18 protein-coding genes are annotated in these 21,896 nt (G+C 71.6%); 4 read left to right on the forward strand and 14 right to left on the reverse strand.

Annotated features, from left to right (window positions below; translation table 11 throughout):
• Positions 1 to 46 precede the first annotated feature (46 nt).
• The 3 genes from Asi02nite_RS00155 to Asi02nite_RS00165 form a co-directional block, all read right to left on the reverse strand.
• The gene (locus tag Asi02nite_RS00155) at positions 47 to 451 is read right to left on the reverse strand and encodes a roadblock/LC7 domain-containing protein (protein ID WP_203709991.1); all 405 of its coding nucleotides are present in this window, start codon (positions 449 to 451) and stop codon (positions 47 to 49) included.
• Positions 448 to 4,179, reverse strand: coding sequence for a sensor histidine kinase (locus Asi02nite_RS00160; RefSeq protein ID WP_239126366.1), 3,732 nt, complete (start codon positions 4,177 to 4,179; stop codon positions 448 to 450). Before Asi02nite_RS00160 ends, Asi02nite_RS00155 begins: the two co-directional genes overlap by 4 nt.
• A gap of 364 nt (positions 4,180 to 4,543) precedes the next feature.
• Entirely contained in the window at positions 4,544 to 5,617 is a 1,074-nt protein-coding gene (locus Asi02nite_RS00165; protein ID WP_203709993.1) for an adenosine deaminase, read from the reverse strand.
• 26 nt (positions 5,618 to 5,643) lie between these two features.
• Between Asi02nite_RS00165 and Asi02nite_RS00170 the strand changes: the two genes are divergently transcribed.
• Positions 5,644 to 6,456 carry a putative RNA methyltransferase gene (locus Asi02nite_RS00170; protein ID WP_203709994.1) on the forward strand — a complete coding sequence of 271 codons (813 nt, stop codon included), beginning with the start codon at positions 5,644 to 5,646 and terminating at the stop codon, positions 6,454 to 6,456.
• Here Asi02nite_RS00170 and Asi02nite_RS00175 read toward each other — a convergent pair.
• From Asi02nite_RS00175 to Asi02nite_RS00210, 8 genes are all read right to left on the reverse strand, one after another.
• Complete coding sequence (locus Asi02nite_RS00175; protein WP_203709995.1) at positions 6,449 to 7,129, reverse strand: DUF4272 domain-containing protein; 681 nt, start codon at positions 7,127 to 7,129, stop codon at positions 6,449 to 6,451. The genes Asi02nite_RS00170 and Asi02nite_RS00175 overlap by 8 nt on opposite strands.
• A gap of 72 nt (positions 7,130 to 7,201) precedes the next feature.
• Entirely contained in the window at positions 7,202 to 8,479 is a 1,278-nt protein-coding gene (locus Asi02nite_RS00180) for a thymidine phosphorylase (protein ID WP_203709996.1), read from the reverse strand.
• Entirely contained in the window at positions 8,476 to 9,168 is a 693-nt protein-coding gene (locus Asi02nite_RS00185) for a cytidine deaminase (RefSeq protein WP_203709997.1), read from the reverse strand. Before Asi02nite_RS00185 ends, Asi02nite_RS00180 begins: the two co-directional genes overlap by 4 nt.
• Positions 9,169 to 9,177: 9 nt before the next feature.
• Positions 9,178 to 10,458, reverse strand: coding sequence for an ABC transporter permease (locus tag Asi02nite_RS00190; RefSeq protein WP_203709998.1), 1,281 nt, complete (start codon positions 10,456 to 10,458; stop codon positions 9,178 to 9,180).
• Positions 10,459 to 10,462: 4 nt separating this feature from the next.
• Positions 10,463 to 11,755, reverse strand: coding sequence for an ABC transporter permease (locus Asi02nite_RS00195; protein ID WP_203709999.1), 1,293 nt, complete (start codon positions 11,753 to 11,755; stop codon positions 10,463 to 10,465).
• Entirely contained in the window at positions 11,748 to 13,265 is a 1,518-nt protein-coding gene (locus tag Asi02nite_RS00200) for an ABC transporter ATP-binding protein (protein WP_308440138.1), read from the reverse strand. Before Asi02nite_RS00200 ends, Asi02nite_RS00195 begins: the two co-directional genes overlap by 8 nt.
• A 148-nt stretch (positions 13,266 to 13,413) precedes the next feature.
• The gene (locus tag Asi02nite_RS00205; protein WP_203710205.1) at positions 13,414 to 14,487 is read right to left on the reverse strand and encodes a BMP family lipoprotein; all 1,074 of its coding nucleotides are present in this window, start codon (positions 14,485 to 14,487) and stop codon (positions 13,414 to 13,416) included.
• Positions 14,488 to 14,726: 239 nt separating this feature from the next.
• Positions 14,727 to 15,713 carry a hypothetical protein gene (locus tag Asi02nite_RS00210; RefSeq protein ID WP_203710000.1) on the reverse strand — a complete coding sequence of 329 codons (987 nt, stop codon included), beginning with the start codon at positions 15,711 to 15,713 and terminating at the stop codon, positions 14,727 to 14,729.
• Between the two features lie 103 nt (positions 15,714 to 15,816).
• Between Asi02nite_RS00210 and Asi02nite_RS00215 the strand changes: the two genes are divergently transcribed.
• The 3 genes from Asi02nite_RS00215 (at position 15,817) to Asi02nite_RS00225 (ending at position 19,193) form a co-directional block, all read left to right on the forward strand.
• A complete protein-coding gene (locus Asi02nite_RS00215; RefSeq protein ID WP_203710001.1) occupies positions 15,817 to 16,404 on the forward strand; it encodes a TetR/AcrR family transcriptional regulator in 588 nt (195 codons plus the stop codon).
• 78 nt (positions 16,405 to 16,482) lie between these two features.
• Entirely contained in the window at positions 16,483 to 17,502 is a 1,020-nt protein-coding gene (locus tag Asi02nite_RS00220; RefSeq protein ID WP_203710002.1) for a LacI family DNA-binding transcriptional regulator, read from the forward strand.
• 89 nt (positions 17,503 to 17,591) lie between these two features.
• Positions 17,592 to 19,193: a glycoside hydrolase family 13 protein gene (locus Asi02nite_RS00225; RefSeq protein ID WP_203710206.1), complete on the forward strand. Its 1,602-nt coding sequence runs from the start codon at positions 17,592 to 17,594 to the stop codon at positions 19,191 to 19,193.
• Positions 19,194 to 19,281: 88 nt separating this feature from the next.
• Here the strand turns inward: Asi02nite_RS00225 and Asi02nite_RS00230 are convergent, their stop codons facing one another.
• From Asi02nite_RS00230 to trpS, 3 genes are read right to left on the reverse strand one after another with little or no spacing between them, the layout of a single operon-like run.
• Complete coding sequence (locus Asi02nite_RS00230; RefSeq protein ID WP_203710003.1) at positions 19,282 to 19,734, reverse strand: hypothetical protein; 453 nt, start codon at positions 19,732 to 19,734, stop codon at positions 19,282 to 19,284.
• Positions 19,735 to 19,741: 7 nt separating this feature from the next.
• On the reverse strand, positions 19,742 to 20,713 hold the full coding sequence (locus tag Asi02nite_RS00235; RefSeq protein ID WP_203710207.1) for a YihY/virulence factor BrkB family protein: 972 nt from the start codon (positions 20,711 to 20,713) through the stop codon (positions 19,742 to 19,744).
• A 44-nt stretch (positions 20,714 to 20,757) separates the two neighbouring features.
• A complete protein-coding gene (gene trpS / locus Asi02nite_RS00240; RefSeq protein WP_203710004.1) occupies positions 20,758 to 21,783 on the reverse strand; it encodes a tryptophan--tRNA ligase in 1,026 nt (341 codons plus the stop codon).
• Positions 21,784 to 21,896: the final 113 nt, after the last annotated feature.

The following is a 21,896-nucleotide window of genomic DNA, read 5'->3' on the forward strand; positions in this document are numbered from 1 at the left end:
CCGTCGCGTCTTTGTGTTGTTGTGGTGCGCCGTTCCGGAGAACGACTTAGCCGAGCATCCCGGCGGCCGTGCGCGGCGCCGGCGTCAGCGCCTCACCGACCCGGTCGACCAGCAGGGCCATCTCGTAGCCGACCTGGCCGACGTCGCAGGTGCGAGCCGCCAGGACCGCGAACGAGGAGCCGTCCGAGATCGACATCAGGAACAGGAACCCGTTGTCCATCTCGACCACGTTCTGCAGGACCGCGCCGCCTTCGAAGCACCGCGCCGCGCCCTGGGTCAGGCTGACCAGGCCGGACGAGATCGCCGCCAGCTGGTCGGCCCGGTCGCGCGGCAGGTCCCGCGACGAGGCGAGGAGCAGACCGTCGGCCGAGACCGCGATCGCGTGTGCGACACCCGGCACGCGGTCGGCGAAGTTGGCGAGCAGCCAGCCGAGATCTTGCGTGGTTGTCATCGTTCGTGCTCCTTCTGACCGCTCCCGGCACCCGGACCGTGGCCAGCTTGGGAGGGCTGCCCGGCCGGAGTCGTATCCGAAGTTTCGTCCTTGGGCTGGGTGCGACCGCGCTGCACACCTCGGTGGTAGGCCGAGAGCAGCCCGCGGACCGCTTCCGGCGTGCGCTTCTGCACGGAGGCGGACGCCTTGTCGACCCCGCCCGGCACGAGCTGCGCCATCGGAACCCGCTTGGGCAGGCCGGCGCCCGTGGTCTCGTTCACTTGCATCTCCGAGACGGCGGAGGCTGTCCGCCACCCGTCGTCCGCGGCCGTCTGCCAGGAATCCGGCTCCGCCCGTCGGGTCGCACCGTTGCCGTTGCCGTTGCTGTCGCCCCCGGCGGGCCGGGCAGCGGGCTGGGCCGGGCTCGGCACCGGACGCGTCGGCAGGCCGCTGCCGCCCGGCGCACCCGCGCCGACCGGGCCACCGGTGGCCGGCGTCGTCCGCGACTGCGGCGAGCTGGTGAGCCGCTGGCTGGCCTCGACCGTGGCGAACTGCTGCGTCGGCGCCGCGGTGGCGCCACCGCCCACCCGGGCGTCGGCCGGGGCCGGCGTGGGCGCCGCGGTGGCCGCGGGGGCGGCTGCCGCGGGGCTCGGCGTCGGCGTGAGCGACTCCTCGTCCTCGGCGGCGGCACGGCGCGTGCGGAACCACGCCGACTCCAGCTCGCGGAAGATCGGCAGTTCCATCGTCTCGTCGGCGAACCGGGCCTTGTTGGTGGCCGGGATGATCGGCGGGACGGCCGGCTGCTGCTGTTGCGCGGCCGCGGGAGCCGCGGCCGGACGCTCGATCCGGGGCAGCTCGGCGGTCAGGTCGTAACCCGCCGTCTGGCCGACCGGCTGCTGGTGCTGCTGCGGCTCGGCCGCGACCGGCGGCCACGCCGGCGGCGCCTGACCGCCCGCCGGGGCACCCGACAGGCCGTTGCCGTAGGGCGCCTGCGGCGGTGCGGCCGGCGGGGCCATGGGCGGCGCCGGCGGCGCGGCGGCGGCCTGCGGCTGGCTCAGCGGGATGCGCGGGCCCTCCGGCTGCTGCGGCTCGCGCGCCGGCAGCCCACCCGCACGACCCGGCACGACCGGGCTGTCGGGCATGGCGATCGGCGGACCGGCCGGCGCACTCGGCGGCAGCGTCGGGCCGCCACCCAGCTCCCACGGCTCGGGCTGGCGCGACGACGTCGCGGGCCCGGACGACGGGGGCACGGAGATGACCGGCGGCACCGAGATCATCGGCGGCGCCGAGAACGGCGCGGTGCCGTTGTCGCGCGAGGTCTGGCGCGGGATCGCCGGCGACTGCGGGCCGGGGGTGACCTCACCCTCCATGGCCCAGCCGTCGGTCGCCCGCCGGTGCGGCAACGGCTCGTCGCGCTGCCCGCCGAAGCGGCCACCGCCGTCCTGCGGACCCGCACCGGTGAGGTCGGACCAGGCCGGCATCGCGCCGCCGGAGCGGCTCGTGCCGTTGCTGGTGCCGAACCCGTTGGAGCCGTTGGAACCGTTGGGACCGTCGCTGGGCCGACCACCGAACGCGCTGGCGATGCCGCCACCCGCGCCGGCACCGGCGAGGTCACGGTCGGAGCGCGACACGGGGCCGCTCTCGAGCGCGAGCGGCGAGCTGAACGGCGACCGGGCGACCTGCGGCGGCTGCTGCTGCTGCTGCTGTTGCTGCACCGGCACCTCGAACGGCATGCCGGCCTGCGGGCCACGACCGACCAGCGCGCGGGGCACCAGGACCGACGGGGGCAGGGCGACGTCGGCGACCGTGCCACGGTCGGCGGCGGGCCGCAGCTCGACCTTGACGCCGTGCCGCGCGGCGAGCCGCGCGACCACGACCAGGCCCATCATCCGGGAGACGGCCACGTCGACCATCGGTGGCGTGGCCAGCCGCTCGTTGAGGTCGTTGAGCTGGTCGTGGGTGATGCCGATGCCGCGGTCCTCGACGTAGAGCACGGCGCGGTCGCCCACGACGCGGGCCTCGACCATGACGTGCGAGTCGGGCGGCGAGAAGGCGGTCGCGTTGTCGAACAGCTCGGCGACGAGGTGGACGAGGTCGTTGACCGCGTGCGCGGCGACCTCGATGTCGCGGTCGATGACCCCGAACTCGATGCGGGTGTAGTGCTCGACCTCGGACTGCGCGGCGCGCAGCACGTCGATCAGGGCGGCCGGCTCGCGCTGGATACGCGTGGAGTCGGCACCCGCGAGCACCAGGAGGTTTTCGTCGTTACGGCGCATCCGGGTCGCCAGGTGGTCGAGCTGGAACAGCTCGGCCAGGCGGTCCGGGTCTTCCTCGCCGCGCTCCAGCCGGTCGAGGTGACCGATCAGCCGGTCGACCAGGATCTGCGAACGGCGGGCGAGGTTGACGAACATCGTCGCGACGGAGGCCCGCAGGGCGGCCTGCTCGGCCGCGGTGCGGACGGCTTCGAGGTGGACCGCGTTGAACGCCTCGGTCACCTGGCCGAACTCGTCCTTGCTGCGGACGGGCAGCGGCTCGGCGATCTGGTTGGCCAACTGGGCCGGCGACATCTGGGTGGACAGCGCCGGGTCACGTAGTCGGGACACCGCCTGCGGCAGGCCGTACTGCGCGACCGCCAGGGCGCCGTGCCGCAGCTCGCGTAGCGACCGCGCCATCGACCGGGCGACCAACCAGGCGAACAGGATGGCCAGCAGCAGCATGGCCAGCAGCAGGCCGGTCTCGATGAGGACCTGGCGCTGCACCTCGTCGCGGAGGGTGGTGGCGGTGTCGACGACCGAGTTGTCGAGGCGTCGCTCGACGCTGCGGATCAACCGGCTGTGGCCGAGCAGCGCGCTGTCCCACGAGTCCTTGGTGAAGGGCGCGTTGGCGAACAGGCCGTCGGTGCCCATGCTGCCGGTGATCCAGCCCGCGAACGAGGTCGACGAGCGCAGGTCGGAGCCGGCGACGGTCTGGTTGTACTGCTCGCGCTCGGCCACGGTGCCGACCGAGACGAAGGTCTCCGCCGCCTGCACCTGGCCGGTCTGCGAGGCGATGAACTCCTTCTTGAGGTTCTGGTTCATCGACCCGGCGCTGTAGGCCTGCAGGACGACGAGGCGCTCCTGCGAGAGGAACTCCTTCTGTCGTGCGACCGCGGCCACGGTCCGCATGCGCTCGCTCAGGCCCGTGTTGGAGGCCAGCTGGGCGGCGCCGTCGCGGAGCGTCAGCAGGTTGTCGACGAGGGCGTTGTAGGCGTTGGACGAGTCGGTGAAGGCGAACTTCTTGCCCGTCACCTGGCTGCGCACGCCCGGCAGGCCCTGGAGGCCGGCGTCGATCTGGTTGAGCGTGGAGACGAAGTTGCCCGGCAGGTCGTTGAGCGAAGCGCGCTGGGTCGCGTAGTTGTTGACGACGCGCTCGACAGCCTGCTGCGCCGAGTCGAAGACCGGGCGGTACTTCTCCGCTTCCTTGTCGCTTTGAGCGCCGAGCAGGAGAGCCGCGGCGGCCCGCTCGTTCTGCAGGTTCTGGACGAGATCCCCGGACGCTTCCACCACTACGGCGAGGTCGCGTGCCTGGTCCGCGTTCTCCGATGTCCTGATGTGGTCGATGAGGCCGTTTGTGCCGACCACGATCGTCGCCAGGGTCGGCACGATCATGATCAGGCCGAGCTTCGACCAAATCGGCAGATCACGAAGCCGGCCGGCTGGCCGGCGGAGACGCGACATGAAGGAATTCGCCGTCTTCGGCCGCTTGCTCACGTCACCGCCCTCCGGTTCGGCGCCGTCAGGAAATTGCGCACGGGCACCGCCGATCGACCGACCCGGGCGGGTCGGACCCTGGGCATTCCATCACGTCGGCCGGTCAAAGAGAAAGCCCACCCTGTCCGTGATCGCCGTACTGATGCGATGTTCAGTCCGTTTGTCAGCACCGCGTTTGGTCGGCGTCACCCTAGGTGAGGATCGATCTACCGCGGCCCGTACTTCTTCCGTGGCGCGCGGATCCGTGCGACCCCCTCAACGGCGAGGGCCACCGTTGATTAGGCCGAATGGACAATAGAAAAGGCCCGTTAAGTCTGGATTGGACTTCCGAAACGCCGGATTGTGCATCCAGCGAAGACGTCCGTCACGCCAATTTGGCGTACGCGGGCTTGATCACCTCATTGATGATGCTGAGCCGCTCGTCGAACGGGATGAAGGCGCTCTTCATCGCGTTGATGGTGAACCACTGCAGCTCAGCCCAGCCCCAGCCGAACGCGTCGACCAGCAGCCCCATCTCGCGCGACATCGAGGTGCCGCTCATCAGCCGGTTGTCGGTGTTGACCGTCACCCGGAAGCGCAGGTCGCGCAGCAACCCGATGGGGTGCTGCTCGATCGACGGCGCCGCGCCCGTCTGCACGTTGGACGACGGGCACAGCTCGAGCGGGATCCGCTTGTCGCGCACGTACGCGGAGAGCCGGCCGAGCACCGGCGAACCGCCCGGCGTGATGTCGTCGACCAGCCGCACGCCGTGCCCCAGCCGGTCGGCGCCGCACCACTGGATCGCCTGCCAGATCGACGGCAGCCCGAAGGCCTCGCCGGCATGGATGGTGAAGTGGAAGTTCTCGCGCTGGAGGTATTCGAACGCGTCCAGGTGGCGGGTGGGCGGGAACCCCGCCTCGGCGCCGGCGATGTCGAAGCCGACCACCCCGGTGTCCCGGTAGCGGACCGCCAACTCGGCGATCTCCTGCGACCGGGCGGCGTGCCGCATCGCGGTGAGCAGCGTGCCGACCCGGATCTGCTGCCCCTTGGCGGCGGCCTGCTCGGTGCCGTCAGCGAAACCGCGCAGCACCGCCTCGACCACGCCGTCGAGGCTCAGGCCGCGCTCCAGGTGCTGCTCGGGCGCGAACCGGACCTCGGCGTAGACGACGCCGTCGGCGGCCAGGTCGAGCGCGCACTCCGCGGCGACCCGGTGCAACGCGGCCGGGGTCTGCATCACCGCGACCGTGTGGTCGAACGTCTCCAGGTAGCGTTCCAACGAGCCGGAGTCGGCGGACTCGACGAACCACTGCCCGAGCTCGCCCGGATCCGTGGTCGGCAGGGCATGGTCGACCTCGGCGGCCAGGTCGACGACCGTCGCCGGTCGGAGCCCACCGTCGAGGTGGTCGTGCAGCAGTGCCTTGGGTGCCTTGACGATCTCTTCCATGCCGATTGCGACCATGGAAAGACCCTAGTGGCTGAGGATGGATGAACCCCGACGTTGTCGCACACCTGCGGTGTCCGGTGTGCCGCGAAACACTGCGCGTCGCTGACGCGCGCACGCTGCGTTGTCCGCGGGGGCACAGCTTCGACCTGGCCAGACAGGGGTACGCGGACCTGAGCGCGGGCCGGTCGCCGCACACCGGTGACACGCCGGAGATGGTCGCCGCGCGCGCCGCGTTCCTGGGCAGCGGGCACTACGGGTTCGTCAGCGCGGCGCTCGCCGACGCGGCCGCGGGGGCCGGCGGGCTGGTCGTCGACGTCGGCGGCGGCACGGGGCAGCACCTCGCGGTGGTGCTGGACCGCGACCCCGACCTGCTCGGCCTGGTCGTCGACGCGTCGAAGCCCGCGCTGCGGCGGGCGGCGAAGGCGCACGAGCGGGCGGGTGCGGTGCGGGCCGACGCCTGGGACCGGCTGCCGCTGGCCGACCACGGCACCGCCGTGCTGCTCGACGTGTTCGCGCCGCGCAACGGCGCCGAGTTCCACCGCGTGCTGCGGGCCGACGGCCGCCTGCTGGTCGTGACGCCCGAGCCCGACCACCTGGCCGAGCTCGTCGCGGCGCTGGGGCTGCTGGCGGTCGACCCGGCCAAGGAGGAGCGGCTGGCGGCCAGCCTGGACACGCACTTCACGCTGGTACGGCGGCAGTCACTGCGGCACACCATGCGGCTGGACCACGCCGAGGTCGCCACGGTGGTGGGCATGGGCCCGAGCGCCTGGCACCGCGACGCCGCCGCGATCGACCTGCCGACACCGGTCGAGGTGACGGCGGCGGTACGACTCGACCAATACCGGCCTAGGTAGACAGGTCGACCTCTTCCCAACCGCCGGGCGGGTCGTGGTAGGGCCCCTTGAAGACCACCGCCCACTCCAGCGCCCAGCGCCGCTGCCCGATCGCGTTGGCGTCGATGACGCCCGGCAGGTCGATGCCCCGGCGCTCGGCCTCGAGATAGCTCCAGTCGAGGCAGTAGTAGAAGTCGAGCATCGCGGCGGCCTCGGCGGCGTCCCGCGGCGCGGCCAGGATGCGCGACCGCCACGTCCGGAATGTCTCGCCTTCCGGCAGGTGCGGCAACGCGTCCATCAACCGCTCGTCGGTCGGCGCGGTCGGGTCGAGGTGCTTGCTCATCCCGAGCAGCCAGGCGAGCGCGAAGATCGCGTCGTGGTGCAGCACGAACGACCGCCGGTCGCCCCGCTCGGCCACCACGAACTGCCATTCCGGCGGCGTGACCAGCTCGACCAGGTGCGAGGTGAGCAACCAGCTCATCGCCGCCTGGGGCGGCATGCCGAAGCAGCGGGCCAGCACCAGGTGCAGGATCGCCGTGCGCGCCTCGATGTCGCCGGTGGGCCGCAGCTCGACCTCGTCGCCGGGCTCCCACACGAGCGGAAAACCGGCCGGTGGGGTCGGCAGCCGAAGTCGGCGCAGCTCATCGACACTGGCGGCGCGGATCGGCCGCGGGTCGGGAGCAGACACGGACACAGGCGTAGTTCCTCTGGCGTCGGTGATCCCCCTGGCCAGCGAGGATAGCCCCTCCGGGCGCGCAGCGGAATGTCAGGCGAGGCGATCTATCACCAGTGGCCGCACTGCCGGTGCGACGTCGGTGACCGACACCGCGCCGGCGGCCGCCTCGAGCGCGGGCGCGAACCGGGCCGGATCGTCGGTACGCAGCTCGTAGAGCGGCTCGCCCGCCCGCACCGGGTCGCCGGGCCGCCGGTGCAGCACCACGCCCGCCGCCGCGGAGACCGGATCCTCCTTGCGGGCCCGGCCGGCGCCGAGGCGCCACGCGGCGACACCGATGGCGTACGCGTCGACCGCGGCCACGAACCCGTCGGCCTCGGCGGTGACCGTGTGCGTCTCGCGCGCGGTCGCCAGCTTGGCGTCGGGGTCGCCGCCCTGCGCCCGGACCATCGCCCGCCAGGCGTCCATGGCGCGGCCGTCGGCGAGCGCCGCGGCCGGGTCGGCGTCGGGCCGTCCGGCGGCGTCGAGCATCTCCCGCGCCAGCGCGAGGGTCAGCTCGACCACGTCGGCCGGGCCGCCGCCGGCCAGCACGGCCACCGACTCCTCGACCTCGACGGCGTTGCCGACCGCCAGGCCGAGCGGCGTGGACATGTCGGTGAGCAGCGCGACGGTCCGCACCCCGTGGGCGGTGCCCAGGTCGACCATCGTGCGGGCCAGCTCGCGCGCGTCGTCCAGGGACTTCATGAACGCGCCGGAGCCGACCTTGACGTCGAGCACCAGCGCGCCGGTGCCTTCGGCGATCTTCTTGCTCATGATCGAGCTGGCGATCAGCGGGATCGCCTCGACCGTGCCGGTGACGTCGCGCAGCGCGTACAGCTTGCGGTCGGCCGGGGCCAGCCCTTCGCCCGCCGCGCAGATCACCGCGCCGACGTCGCGCAGTTGGGCGATGAACTCGGCGTTGTCGAGTTGGGCCCGCCAGCCGGGGATCGACTCGAGCTTGTCGAGGGTGCCGCCGGTGTGGCCGAGCCCGCGCCCGGAGAGTTGCGGCACGGCGACGCCGCACGCGGCGACCAGCGGCGTGAGCGGCAGCGTGATCTTGTCGCCGACGCCGCCGGTGCTGTGCTTGTCGGCGGTCGGGCGGTCGACCGCGGAGAGGTCGAGCCGCTCACCGCTGGCGATCATGGCGGCGGTCCACCGGGCGATCTCGGCGGGCGTCATGCCGCGCAGCAGGATGGCCATCGCGAGCGCCGACATCTGCTCGTCGGCGACCACACCCTTGGTGTACGCGTCGACCACCCAGTCGATGGCCGCGTCGGAGAGCACGCCACCGTCGCGCTTGGTCCGGATGACGTCGACGGCCGCGAACGTCACGCTTCCCACCGCTTTCCGATCTCGGCCGGGGGCTCGCCCTCGCCGGCCCACCAGGTCTCGCCGGCCTCGTCGACGACCACGATGCGGGCCGTGCGGGCCCGGGCCCACTCGATCCCGGGTCGCGGCTCGGGCCAGGTCGGCGCCTCCTCGAGGATGCCGGTCTCCTCGCCCTCGCCGGCCGAACGCTCCCAGTAGCCCGTCCAGACCAGCGCGCCGCCGGCACTGTCGGTGTGCACGAAGACCGTGCCGCGACCGCGCCAGCGGGCCAGACGCTCGGGGACCTCCGGGATCGCGACCCGAGGCCGGTCGAGGTTGGCCGGGCCGAACGCGTGTGGCAGCAGGTCGCCCACCCGCAGCGGCTCGGGCACCGCCTCGACCAGGCAGTCGGGGCCGCCGTGCTCGAAGAGCAACTGCCGGCAGCGGCCGCAGGGCATCAGCGGCGCGCCGGCGCCGTCGACGCAGGAGACCGCGACCAGCCGGCCGCCGCCCGAGGCGTGCAGGGCGGAGACCATGCCGCACTCGGCGCACAGCGTCACGCCGTACGACGCGTTCTCCACGTTGCAGCCGACCACGATCCGCCCGTCGTCGACGAGCCCGGCGACACCGACCGGAAAGTCCGAGTACGGCGCGTACGCGTGGCCCATCACCTCGACGGCGGCCGCCCGCAGCGCCACCCAGTCGATCTCCATGACCAGACCCTAACCCTTGATATAGGGCGTACCGTCCGCGGCGGGCGCGCGGACCCGGCCCACGAGCCCGGCGACCGCGACGATGGTCGCGATGTAGGGCAGCATGTTCAGGAACTGGCTGGGAATCGGGCTGTTGATCGAGCCCAGGCTGAACGCCAGCGCGCTGCAGAAGCCGAAGAACAGGGCCGCCAGCGTCGCGCCGATCGGACTCCACCGGCCGAAGATGAGCGCCGCGAGCGCGACGAAGCCGAGACCCGAGGTCATGTTCTTGTTGAAGTTGGTCGTCGACAGAAGCGTGAAGTAGGCGCCGCCGAAGCCAGCCACCAGGCCACCGACCAGCACGTTGCGGTAGCGCAGCGCGAGCACCTTCACGCCCAGGGTGTCGGCCGCCGCCGGGTGCTCGCCGACCGCCCGGGTACGCAGGCCCCACCGCGTGTAGAAGAGGCCCACGTGGATGAGGACGACCAGCACGATCGCGCCGTACAGGAAGATGTTGCCCTTGAACAGCGCGGGGCCGATCAGCGGGATGTCCGACAGCCCCGGGATGTCCCACTCCGGCACGAAGGTCGGCTGGTTGAACCGGGTCTGGTCCTTGGCCATGAGCTGCTCGTAGAGGAAGCCGGTCAGGCCGAGTGCGAACACGTTGAGCACGACGCCGAGGACCACCTGGTCGACCAGGAAGCGGATGGCGAGCACGGCGAGCAGCAGCGCGATGATCAGGCCGCCGACGCCCGCGGCCAGGATGCCGACCCAGACGCTGCCGGCGAGGGTCGCGAACATCGCCGCGGCGAACGCGCCCATCAGGAACTGGCCCTCGATGGCCACGTTGATCACGGCGGAGCGCTCGCAGAGCACGCCGGCCAGCGCACCGAGGATCAGCGGCAGCGCCAGCGTCACCGAACTGCGCGCGACGCTGCCCAGCGGGATCGTGTTGAGGTTGTCCGGCGCCTGGGAGAGCTGCCAGCAGAGGAACGAGATCAGTGTGGCGACGATGCCGACACCGAGCAGCCAGCCGAACCAGCGCTTGGCGGTGACCAGCATCGCCGCGCCGGCCAGCGCCGCGATCGCGCCGAACAGGACCGCGCCCACGGTGCCGTTGATCCCGACCGCGCTGCCGCTGATCGTCTCGGCCAGCGTGAACTCGGCCTTGCGGCCGGTGGCGAGCGCGCCGAAGAGCAGGGCGGCGAGGACGCCGACGGCGGCGAGGCCGACACCGACCTTGCGCTGCCGGGTCCAGTAGCGGGTCGGTTCGACGACCGCCTGGGCCGCCTCCACGGTGCTGGCGGTCACGTTCTCACCATCCCTTGGACATGCCGGTCCCGAGCCCGCTGACCTTGGCCGGCCGGAGCCGGAAGACGGTCTTCACGAGCGCGGGCGCCGCCACGAAGATCACGATCAGCGCCTGGATCACGCCGACCAGCTCGAGCGAGATCCCGGAGAACGACTGCATCCGGTTGCCACCGGCGGACAGCGCGCCGAACAGCAGCGCCGCGAAGAGCACGCCCCACGGCTTGGCCCGGCCGAGCAGGCCGACCAGCAGGCCGTCGAAGCCGACGCCACCGATCACCGCGCCGGTCAGGCTGACCGCGGTGCCCAGCACGATGGTGGCGCCGCCGAGCCCGGCCAGCGCGCCCGCGACCGTCATGACCATGACGTACGTGGAGCCGACGCCGATGCCGGCGGTCTTCGACGCCTCGGGGTTGAGGCCCACGGCGCGCAGCTCGAAACCGAACGTCGAGCGCTTCAGCGTCCAGGCGATCGCGGCGACGACCAGGATCGCGACGACGATGCCGAGGTTGACCCGCAGGCTGGGGCCGACGAAGCCGAGCAGGTGGGTCAGCTGGGCCGAGTCGTCGACGGGCTTGCTGATGGCGTCGGACCGGTCCGGGTCCTGGATGCCCTTCTGGATGATCAGCCAGCCCAGGAAGAACAGCGCGACGTAGTTGAGCATGATGGTCGTGATGACCTCGTGCGCGCCGGTGCGGGCCTTGAGGAAGCCGGGCACGAAGCCGTACATGCCGCCGAACGCCGCGCCGAAGACCAGCGCGACCACGAGGTGGATGCCGACCGGCAGCGGCAGCAGGAAGCCGGCGATCGCGGCACCGACCGCGCCCATGATCGCCTGGCCCTGCACGCCGATGTTGAACAGGCCGCCCCGGAACGCCAGCGCGAACGCGAGACCGGTCAGCGCCAGCGGCGCCGCGTAGGTCAGCGTCTCCGAGATCGGGAAGAACACCCGCTCCCACGGGCCGGTGCCGTTGACCGCGGCGGTGACCGCCTCCGGGTCGACGATCGAACCCTTGAAGAGCTGCGCGTACGCGTCGCTGACCTTGTCCCACGACAGCGTGAAGAAGTCGGACGGCCGCGAGAAGAAGTAGGAGAAGGTGGCCCGCACGGCCTCGTCGGAGACCGCGATCAGGATGCCGCCGATGACCAGCGCCAGCAGCACGGCCAGCAGCGTCACGGTGAAGCTGTTGGCGGTCCAGAGGTTGGCCAGGAACTTCCCGGCGAACGTCTTCGGCGGCGGCTGCTGGTCGGCACCGACCGCGGCGAGGTCCTCCGCGGTCGCCGTCGTCTGCTCAGTCATCGGGTTGCCCGTCCTTCGCGGTGCCGGCGCCGGCCGTCGCGACGTCGGTCGTCGTGACGCCCGCCATCAGCAGGCCGATCTCCTCGCGCGGGGTGTCCGGCGACACCACGGCGATCACCCGTCCCCGGTACATCACCGCGACGCGGTCGGCGAGCGCCAGCACCTCGTCGAGCTCGCTGGAGACGAGTAGCACGGCCGTGCCCTCGCCCCGCTCGTGGACGATCTGGCGGTGGATGAACTCGATGGACCCGACGTCGACGCCGCGGGTCGGCTGGGCGGCGATGAACAGCTTGAGCGGCCGGGAGAACTCCCGGGCCACGATCACCTTCTGCTGGTTGCCGCCGGAGAGCGTGCCGACCGCGGCCCCGCCCGAGGCGTCGGTCCGCACGTCGAACTGCTCGATCCGGGCCCGGGCCGACTCGGCGATCGCCTCCGGCCGGACCACCCAGCGGGTGCCGTACGGCGCCGTGTTGTAGATGTCGAGGACGAGGTTCTCGGCGACCGTGAAGTCCTTGACCAGGCCGTCGACGCTGCGGTCCTCGGGCACGTAGCCGACGCCGGCGCGGAGGATCTCGCGGGTCGACAGCCCGCGCATCGGGCGGCCGTCGAGGCTGGCGTCGCCGGCGACCACCGGGCGCAGGCCCATGATCGCCTCGATCAGCTCGGTCTGGCCGTTGCCCTGCACGCCCGCGATGCCGAGCACCTCACCGGCCCGGACGGTCAGGTCGACACCGTCGACCGCACGGTGGCCGCGGTCGTCGTTGACGGCGAGGCCCGCGACCTCGAGCACCGGCGCGCCCGGCTCGGCCGCGCCCTTGTCGACCCGCAGCAGCACGGAGCGGCCGACCATCAGCGAGGCCAACTCCTCCTCGCTGGTGTCGGGGGCGGCGGTGCCGACGGTGCGACCCCGGCGGATCACGGTGATCCGGTCGGCGATCGCCTGGACCTCTTTGAGCTTGTGCGTGATGAAGACGATCGACTTGCCGGCGGCCTTCAGGGTCCGCATGACCTCGAGCAGGTCCTGCGTCTCCTGCGGGGTCAGCACGGCCGTCGGCTCGTCGAGGATGAGCAGGTCGACGTCGCGGGTCAGCGCCTTGACGATCTCGACCCGCTGCTGCACGCCGACCGGGAGGTCCTCGATCGTGCGGTCGGGGTCGACGGCCAGGCGGTAGCGGTCGGACACCTCGCGGACGAGCTTGCGGGCCCGCCGCCGGTCGAGGAAGCCGATCGGCCCGCCGGTGGTCTGCTCGGCGCCGAGCATCACGTTCTCGGCGACGGTGAACACCGGCACGAGCATGAAGTGCTGGTGCACCATGCCGATGCCGGCCGCGATCGCGTCGCGCGGGCCTTGGATCCGCACCGGCTTGTCGTCGACGAGGATCTGGCCCTCGTCGGGCTGGAGCAGCCCGTAGAGGACGTTCATCAGCGTCGACTTGCCGGCGCCGTTCTCGCCGAGCAGGGCGTGGATCTCGCCCGGCTCGACCGTGAGGCTGATGTCGTCATTGGCCACGAGGTCGCCGAAGCGCTTGGTGATGCCGCGCAGTTCGAGTCTCAGCGTGACCTCCCTCAGACGGTGCGGAAATTCTTCACGATCGGACCTGGCCTGGGAACAGCCGGTCCCACCAAGGTGGGACCGGCTGTTCGGCCAGGCTCGGGTACTACTTCGGCTGGGCCGGCGAGGTCACCTTGACGGTGCCCGCGATGATGTCGGCCTTCAGCTTGTCGACCTCGCCCTTGAGCTCGGCGCTGACCTTGCTGTCGAACTCGTGGTACGGCGCGATCGAGACGCCGTCGTTCTCCAGCGTGCCCAGGTAGCTGCCGGTCAGCATGCCGGTGGAGTCGGCACCCTTGACCGCCGCCTCCTTGACCGCCTCGGGGATGTTCTTGACGACGGTGGTCAGGAACGCCTTGCAGTACTGCTGGGCGCTCTCGCAACCGTCGACGTCGACCCAGACGACCGCGTACTTGTCGGCCGCGTTGGCCGCCGTGCCGAGGCCCGTGCCGCCGGCGACCGGCATGATCACGTCAGCGCCCTGCGCGACGAAACCGTCCGAGAGCGCCTTGCCCTTGCCCTGGTCGGTGAAGCTCTCGGCGAACGAGCCGTTCTGCGTGGCCTTGTCCCAGCCGAGCACCTGGACCTTGTCGTTCTTCTGGGTGTTCCAGTAGGCGACGCCGTCCGCGAACCCGTCCATGAAGATCGTGACCGGGGGGATCTTCAGGCCGCCGTAGGTGGCGACCTTCTTGCTCTTCGAGTAGCCCGCGGACAGGTAGCCGGCGAGGAACGCCGCCTGCGCGGTGTCGAACTGCATCGGGTAGACGTTGGTCGCGCCCGGGATCGCCGAGTCGACGATCGCGAACTGCTTGTCGGCGTTGGCCGCCGCGACCTGCTTGGTGGCGTCAGTCATCAGGCCACCGACGGCGAGGTTGAAGTTGCAACCCTGCTGCGCGAACTGCGTCAGGTTCGGCACGTAGTCGGCCTCGGCCTTGGACGAGACGTTCTTGGGCTCGGCCAGCTTGTCGCTGTCGGCCTTGGCCTCGGTGAGGCCCTTCCACGCCGAGGCGTTGAACGACCGGTCGTCGATGCCACCGATGTCCGTGACCATGCACGTCTTATAGGTGCCCGCGGCGGGCGCGGCGCTGCTGCCGGTGCCGCTGCTGCTTTCCGGAGCGTCACCACACGCGGCGAGGCCCGCTGCAAGGCCACCCACCGCGAGTATCGAGACGATCCGCATCCCACGCACAGAGCGCAAGACGGTCTCCTTCCCATTACACACCGCAAGAGATGCGCGGTGAGTTCACGTTGCTCGGGACTGTACGCGCAGCAAACGCCAGGTACGAAAATCCAGACTCGACTGTTGGATGGCCGTTACTCAGGCGTGACTAAGGCCTGCGTGAAATCGCCCGCACAGTAAGGAAGGGCCCCTTCCCCACGCTTTCCGCATAGGAAGGGACCCTTGTTAACCGATGTCGCTCAGGCCGCGACCGCCTCGCGGTCGGCGGGGGCCTCCACCCTCGACTCCGCGGGGGTCGGGCGGGCGCCGGCGACGAGGGCGAGGAGCAGACCGACGAGGGCGTACGCGCCGAGCACCCAGGCCGGCCCGGCCCCGCCGGCACCGTCGAAGAACGCGGTCGACCGCAGCAGCGAGCCGCCCGCCCCGATCGGCAGGAACTGGCCGATCGCGCCCCACGGCTGGGGCAGCAGTTCCGGTGCGGCGCTGACCGCGGAGAGCGGGTTGCCGACGAGGAACACGACCAGCATCGACAGCGCGATGCCCGGGCGCCCGAGCGCCGCACCGAGGCCTGCGACGGTGCCGGCGACCGCGGTCGCGAACAGCCCGACGGCCGCGGCGTTGAGCAGGTAGTCACCGCTCAACACGCCGAGCCAGGTCTGCAGGACCAGCGGACCGACCAGGCCGGCGAGCACGCCGAAGGACAGCACGCCGACGAACCGGGCCCGGCGCTCGCGGACCAGCAGGGCGAGCGCGGCGCCCGCGGCCAGCGCGGTGAGCGCGAGCGGCAGGAACCCGGCCGCGAAGCCGCCGCCGCGCGGGTCGTCGGGCGAGCCCGGCACGACGTCGGTGACCGGTGCGTTCATCCCGGCGGCGGCCTGGCCGACGAGTTGGGCCACGATCGGGCTCGCACCGCTCGCGGTGTGCACGGCCGGGCCGGTCGGGCCGACCACGAAGGCCGCGTAGGCCGCGTTGTCGCGCAGGATCGCGTCGGCTGCGGCCGCGTCCGGTGCGCGGCTGATCTCGAAGGCGCCGGGCTCCCGCTGGGCGAGCTGGGCGGCGAAGGCGTCGGCCGCGGGCGCCGGGCCGGCGACGACCACCGGCAGGTCGCGGGGGCCGAGGTTCGCGGCCGGTGCCGCGAAGAGGGGGACGAGCAGAGCCTGCGCGACCACGATGCCGACCCCGATCAGGACGGCGATCAGGAGCGGCGGGCGACCTTGGCGAGGCATGACCATCTCCTTAAAACGAATGCTCGTTCTTCTTTGACGGACCGAGCATCCCATCGATGGCCGTCGGTAGTCAAGAACGAGCGTTCGTTTTACTATGTGTGCCATGCCACGTGTCTCCGAAGCCCACCTCGCCGCCCGCCGCCAGCAGATCCTCGACGCCGCCCGGCGGTGCTTCATGCGCGACGGCTTCCACAACACGTCGATGCAGGACGTGATCGCCGAGGCGGGGCTCTCCGTCGGCGCGGTCTACCGCTACTTCAAGAGCAAGAACGACCTGATCACCGCGATCGCCGAGTCGGTGATCGGCGACGCGTCGACGATGTTCGAGGAGTTGGCCCGGCACGAGCCGCCGCTGTCACCGACCGAGGCGGTCGAACGGGCCGTGACCTTCGTCGAGCGGGAAACCGGCCCCGACGGCCTGCTGCGGATCGCCCTGCAGGTCTGGGCCGAGGCGATGCGCGACCCCGCGCTGGCCGAGTTCGTCGGCAACGCCTACAGCCGGATGCGCGGCCACTTCGTCCACCTCGCCACCCGCGCCCGCGACGCCGGCCAACTCCCGGCGGACGCCGACGTCGAGGCGATCGGCGCGGTCCTGTTCGGCATGGTCCCCGGCTACGCCCTGCAACGAATGCTCTCGAACGGCCCCGACGCCAAGACCTACGCGGCCGGCCTCCGCACCCTCGTTCCGTAAGCGAGCTTGTTTCGAGTTTGTTGCTTGATAGCAAGGGCTTGCGCAAGACGCGAAAGACCAGCGGATATCGTGCAGCACATGCGTGCCCGCCTCTCCGACATCGCCCTGCGGGCGGGGGTCAGCGAGGCGACCGTCTCCCGGGTGCTCAACGACCGGCCGGGCGTCTCCCCCGACACCCGCGAAGCCGTCCTCGCCGCCCTCGACGCGCTCGGTCTCGAGCGCCCCGGTCGCCTGCGCCGGCGCAGCGCCGGCCTGGTCGGGCTGGTCGTCCCGGAGCTGGGCAACCCGATCTTCCCGGAGTTCGCGCAGACCATCGAGTCGGCGCTGGCCCAGCGCGGCTACACCCCGGTGCTGTGCACGCAGACGCCCGGCGGGGTGACCGAGGACGAGTACGTCGAGATCCTGCTCGACCGCCAGGTCAGCGGCATCGTCTTCGTCTCCGGCCTGCACGCCGACGCGACCGGCGACCACGAGCGCTACCGCCGCCTGGTCGCCCGCGAGCTGCCGATCGTGCTGGTCAACGGCTACGTCGAGGGGCTGCCGGCGCCGTTCGTCTCGCCCGACGAGCAGGCCGCCGCCGAGCTGGCGGTGTCCTATCTCACCACCCTCGGCCACCGGCGGATCGGCCTGATCAACGGGCCGGACCGCTTCCTGCCGGTCCGGCGCAAGATCGCCGGCTACCGCGCCGCCATGCGGACCGTCCTGGGCGTCGACGCCGGGGAGCTGGACGGGCTGATCTCGCTGTCGCTGTTCGGCGTCGAGGGCGGCGAGGCGGCCACCCACCGGCTACTCGACGCCGGCGTCACCGGCATCGTCTGCGGCTCCGACATGATGGCGCTGGGCGCGATCCGCAGCGTCCGCCGCCGCGGCCTGCGGGTGCCGGCCGACGTCTCGGTGGTCGGCTACGACGGCTCGCCGCTGATGGCGTTCACCGATCCGCCGCTGACCACGCTCCGGCAGCCCGTCGAGGCCATGGCGGTTGCCGCGGTGCGCGCGCTGGTCGACGAGATCGAGGGCCACGCGGCGCCGCACTCGGAGTACCTGTTCCGTCCGGAACTCGTCGTCCGATCATCGACCGCGATCGCCAATCCGCACTGAAACGCGCTCCTTGCGAAGCTTGCGCAAGGTCTGACGGGTCCTTGCAGACTCCGGCCTCGATCCGGCATGCTTCTGCGGTGCCAACCGAACTGACGACAAATGCGGACGATTTAGGCGCAGCCGACTGGTGGCGCACCGCGGTCGTCTACCAGGTCTACGTGCGCAGCTTCGCCGACGCGAACGGCGACGGCATCGGCGACCTGGCCGGACTCCGCGACCGGTTGCCCTATCTCCGTGATCTCGGCGTCGACGCGATCTGGCTGACGCCCTTCTACCGCTCGCCGATGGTCGACGGTGGCTACGACGTCACGGACTACCGCGAGGTCGACCCGATGTTCGGGGACATCGCCGACTTCGACGCGATGATGACCGACGCACACGCGTACGGGCTGCGGGTGATCATCGATGTGGTTCCCAACCACACGTCGAGCGCGCACCGCTGGTTCCAGGAGGCGCTGGCGGCGGCCCCGGGCTCGCCGGAACGCGAGCGCTACATCTTCCGCGACGGCCGTGGCCCGGACGGCGCCGAGCCGCCCAACGACTGGGAGTCGATCTTCGGCGGCGACGCCTGGACCCGGGTCCCGGACGGCCAGTGGTACCTGCACATCTTCGACCCGCAGCAGCCCGACCTGAACTGGGAGCTGCCCGAGGTGCGGGCCGAGTTCGAGGACATCCTGCGGTTCTGGCTCGACCGCGGCGTCGACGGCTTCCGGGTCGACGTGGCGCACGGCAACATCAAGGCGCCCGGCCTGCCGGACGTCGGCTACAGCAGCAGGACCGGCCGCAACCAGCGCCAGAGCCGGCTGCTGGAGGGCACCACGCTGCCCTACTTCGACCAGGACGGCGTGCACGAGATCTACCGCGCCTGGCGAAAGATCTTCGACAGCTATCCGCCGGGCCGGATGGCGGTCGCCGAGGCCTGGGCGTCCAGCCCCGAACGGCTGGCCCGCTACGTCGGCCCCGACGAGCTGCACCAGGTCTTCAACTTCGACTTCCTGCACGCGACCTGGAGCGTCGACTCGTTCCGCAAGGTGATCGACACGGCCCTGGCCGAGGCCACGCTGGTCGGCGCGCCCACCACCTGGGTGCTGTCCAACCACGACAAGCAACGGCACGTCACCCGGTACGGCGGTGGCGAGCTCGGCCTGCGCCGGGCCCGGGCCGCCGCACTGCTGATGCTCGCCCTCCCCGGTGTCGCCTACCTCTACCAGGGCGAGGAGCTCGGCCTCGACGAGGTGCTCGACCTGCCCGACGAGCTGCGCCAGGACCCGGCGTTCCGGCGCACCGGCGAGAGCCGCGACGGCTGCCGGGTGCCGCTGCCATGGTCCGGCGAGGCGGCGCCGTACGGCTTCGGCCCGGCCGGCGCCTGGCTGCCGCCCCCGGCGAGCTGGGTCGCGTGCACCGTGGCCGCGCAGGCCGGCGACCCGCGATCGACCCTGGAGCTCTACCGGGCGGCCCTGCGGTTGCGCCGCGCCGAGCCGGGGCTGGGCGGCGGTGAGCTGGTCTGGCTCGACGCCGAGCCCGGCGTGCTCGCGTTCCGCCGCGGCGACCTGACCTGCGTCGTCAACGTCGGGGCCGGCCCGGTCGACGTGCGGCGCTACGGCGCGCCGATCCTGGCCACCGCGGCCCTCGACGGAGATTTCCTGCCGATCGACGCGGCGGTGTGGTTGAAACCGGCGACAGCCGGGTAAGGCGTTACCCACGAGGCCCCTGTGGTGGGGGTGTGGTGGGTACGGTGCCCCGGCGTCGAACGACGGTTCCGCCGGGGCACCCCTACGCTCAGGGGTTGTCGGCCCGCGGTGCGGTGAGCTTGGCCGCGATCCGGCCCCAACCCGCCATCACCTGGTCGGGAGTGGGCGGCGGCGCCGCGTAGCCGGCGTCGTTCTCGCCGAACGTCTCGGCCAGGTCGGGGCCGTCCTCGTCCTCGAGATCCAGGTCGTCCAGCGAGCCGTCGGCCGGCCGCTCGTCCCGCAACGCCGAGATCCGGGCCGCCTCGATCTCGCCGCGGATCTCGTCGGTGGAGATGTGCGGCATGCACGGCTCCACGACGGCCATCAGCTCCTCGTCGGCGACGACCGACTGGGCCAGCGCGAGCGCCTGCGGCCGTTCGTAGGGCCCGCTGACCACGGGCTCCCACTCCTCGTCGTCGCCCAGCGGGCCGAACGTGATGATCCATGGCAGGTCGTGCAGCGGCGAGTCGTCGGCCAGCCGCAAGGTCACCAGTGCACCCATCCGACCATCATGCGCCGTGATGGCCCTCCGGATCTCCGTTACCCTCGTCATCTTCGTCATGGTCGACGGGTGAGACGGCGTGCGGGGGCCCCGGCTGCGGCTCACCGCCGCCCAGGTCGCGGACCGTGCCGTGGTTGTCCGTGGCGGCCACCGCGGCGGCCCAGATGATGATCTGGTTGTAGATGTAGAGGTAGATCAACAAGCCGACCGGACCGATCAGCGCGTACGCCGCGTTCGCCCGGACCCAGTTGACGTAGAGCCGGCCGACCGAGTTCAGCACGGTCAGCCCGCCGGCCACCATGATCATCGGGATCACCAACCGCCGCGGGCTCATGTGGATCCGCGGGATCGCGCACAGCAGCGCGAAGGCGATCACCAGGTTGACCAGCACGGTGAGCACGTAGGTAAGCACCATCAACCAGGTGCCGTCGCCACCGATCGCCCAGGTCAGCAGGGTCTTGAGCCCGTCGACGGCGCCCACCGAGGCGATCACCATGGCCAGCACGACCAGCAGCACGCCGAGATCGATGAACCGCCGGACCACGAGGTTGCCGGGTTGCTGCTGGAAGCCGTGCACGGCCCGCTGCGAGGACCGGATCGCCTCGACCCAGCCGATGCCGGTGAACACCAGGCCGATCAGACCGACGATGCCGATCGGGCGCCCGGAGGTCTGCACGCCGCTGACCGCGTCCTCGACGCTCTTGATGTCCAGGAACGGCAGGTTGCCCGCGACGAAGCTGACGACGGCCTCGTTGACCTCGGCATTGCTCAGCGTGAAGCCGAAGACGGCGTAGCCGACCAGGGCGAACGCGAAGATCGCGAAGAAGCCGTAGTACGCGATCGCCGCGGCCAGCCGCCCGCCGAGCACGAACCCGAAGCGGTCAGCCGCCCGGTAGAAGTGGTCGAACGCGCCGGACCGTTCCCGGGCGCGGTCGAGTCCCCGGTTGATCCCGGCCTCGATCCGCCCCAACGCGTTCACAAGGCTCATTCTTGCGGATCACCTGGATCCGCGAGCCGCCCGCGTCAGGCGCCGCGGCTCGGGAAGAAGCCGACGCGGTCGTACACCTGGGAAAGGGTCGCCGACGCCACCGCGCGGGCCTTGTCGGCGCCGATCGCGAGCAGCTTGTCGAGCTGGGCCGGGTCGTCCAGGTAGGCCTTGGTGCGCTCCTGGATCGGCCGGACGAACTCGGCCACCACCTCGGCGAGCTCCTTCTTCAGGTCGCCGTAGCCCCTGCCCTCGAACGCCGCGACCAAATCGTCGATCGGGCGGTCCGCGAGCACCGAGTAGATGGTGAGCAGGTTGGAGACGCCGGGCTTGGTGGCCGGGTCGTAGACGATCTCGCGGCCGGTGTCGGTGACCGCCGAGCGGATCTTCTTGGCCGACCTGGCCGGGTCGTCGAGCAACTCGATGATGCCGGCCGGCGAGGACGACGACTTCGACATCTTCGCGGTCGGCTCCTGCAGGTCGGTGATCTTCGCGGTGTCGCGCACGATGAACGGCGCCGGCAGCGTGAACGTCTTGCCGAACTGCGTGTTGAACCGGCCGGCCAGGTCGCGGGTCAGCTCCAGGTGCTGGCGCTGGTCCTCACCGACCGGCACCGCGTCGGCCTGGTAGAGCAGGATGTCGGCCGCCTGCAGGATCGGGTAGGTGAACAGGCCGACGCTGGACCGGTCGGCGCCCTGCTTGGCCGACTTGTCCTTGAACTGGACCATCCGGCTGGCCTCGCCGAAGCCCGTGATGCAGCTGAGGACCCACGAGAGCATCGGGTGCTCGGGCACCTGCGACTGCACGAAGAGGGTGCATCGCTCCGGGTCGAGGCCGAGCGCGAGCAACTGGGCGGCGGAGACGCGGCTGCGCGACCGCAGGACCGCCGGGTCGTGGCCGGCCGTGATCGCGTGCAGGTCGACGACGCAGTAGAACGCGTCGTGGGTCTCCTGCAGGGCCACCCACTGGCGGACCGCTCCCAGGTAGTTGCCCATGTGGAACGAGTCGGCGGTCGGCTGGATGCCGGAGAGCACCCGGGGCCGGGCAGTGGGAGCGTCGGACATGCCGGCAATTCTGCCAGGGCCATCGTGGAACCCCGCCAGCCCCTCGGAACTCGTACGGTGTGGCCAGAACCGGAAGGACGGCGATTGGCGCACCAAGAGGGTAGCGGCGCGAC

The organism is Asanoa siamensis (assembly GCF_016862555.1).
Taxonomy (GTDB): domain Bacteria; phylum Actinomycetota; class Actinomycetes; order Mycobacteriales; family Micromonosporaceae; genus Asanoa; species Asanoa siamensis.

Coding starts and splice junctions, on each gene's coding strand:
- trpS (WP_203710004.1), bottom strand. CDS start 21,783: ATGTCCGACGCTCCCACTGCCCGGCCCCGGGTGCTCTCCGGCATCCAG.
- Asi02nite_RS00210 (WP_203710000.1), bottom strand. CDS start 15,713: ATGCCTCGCCAAGGTCGCCCGCCGCTCCTGATCGCCGTCCTGATCGGG.
- Asi02nite_RS00165 (WP_203709993.1), bottom strand. CDS start 5,617: ATGGTCGCAATCGGCATGGAAGAGATCGTCAAGGCACCCAAGGCACTG.
- Asi02nite_RS00205 (WP_203710205.1), bottom strand. CDS start 14,487: ATGCGGATCGTCTCGATACTCGCGGTGGGTGGCCTTGCAGCGGGCCTC.
- Asi02nite_RS00230 (WP_203710003.1), bottom strand. CDS start 19,734: ATGGGTGCACTGGTGACCTTGCGGCTGGCCGACGACTCGCCGCTGCAC.
- Asi02nite_RS00215 (WP_203710001.1), top strand. CDS start 15,817: ATGCCACGTGTCTCCGAAGCCCACCTCGCCGCCCGCCGCCAGCAGATC.
- Asi02nite_RS00220 (WP_203710002.1), top strand. CDS start 16,483: ATGCGTGCCCGCCTCTCCGACATCGCCCTGCGGGCGGGGGTCAGCGAG.
- Asi02nite_RS00195 (WP_203709999.1), bottom strand. CDS start 11,755: ATGACTGAGCAGACGACGGCGACCGCGGAGGACCTCGCCGCGGTCGGT.
- Asi02nite_RS00185 (WP_203709997.1), bottom strand. CDS start 9,168: ATGGAGATCGACTGGGTGGCGCTGCGGGCGGCCGCCGTCGAGGTGATG.
- Asi02nite_RS00170 (WP_203709994.1), top strand. CDS start 5,644: ATGAACCCCGACGTTGTCGCACACCTGCGGTGTCCGGTGTGCCGCGAA.
- Asi02nite_RS00155 (WP_203709991.1), bottom strand. CDS start 451: ATGACAACCACGCAAGATCTCGGCTGGCTGCTCGCCAACTTCGCCGAC.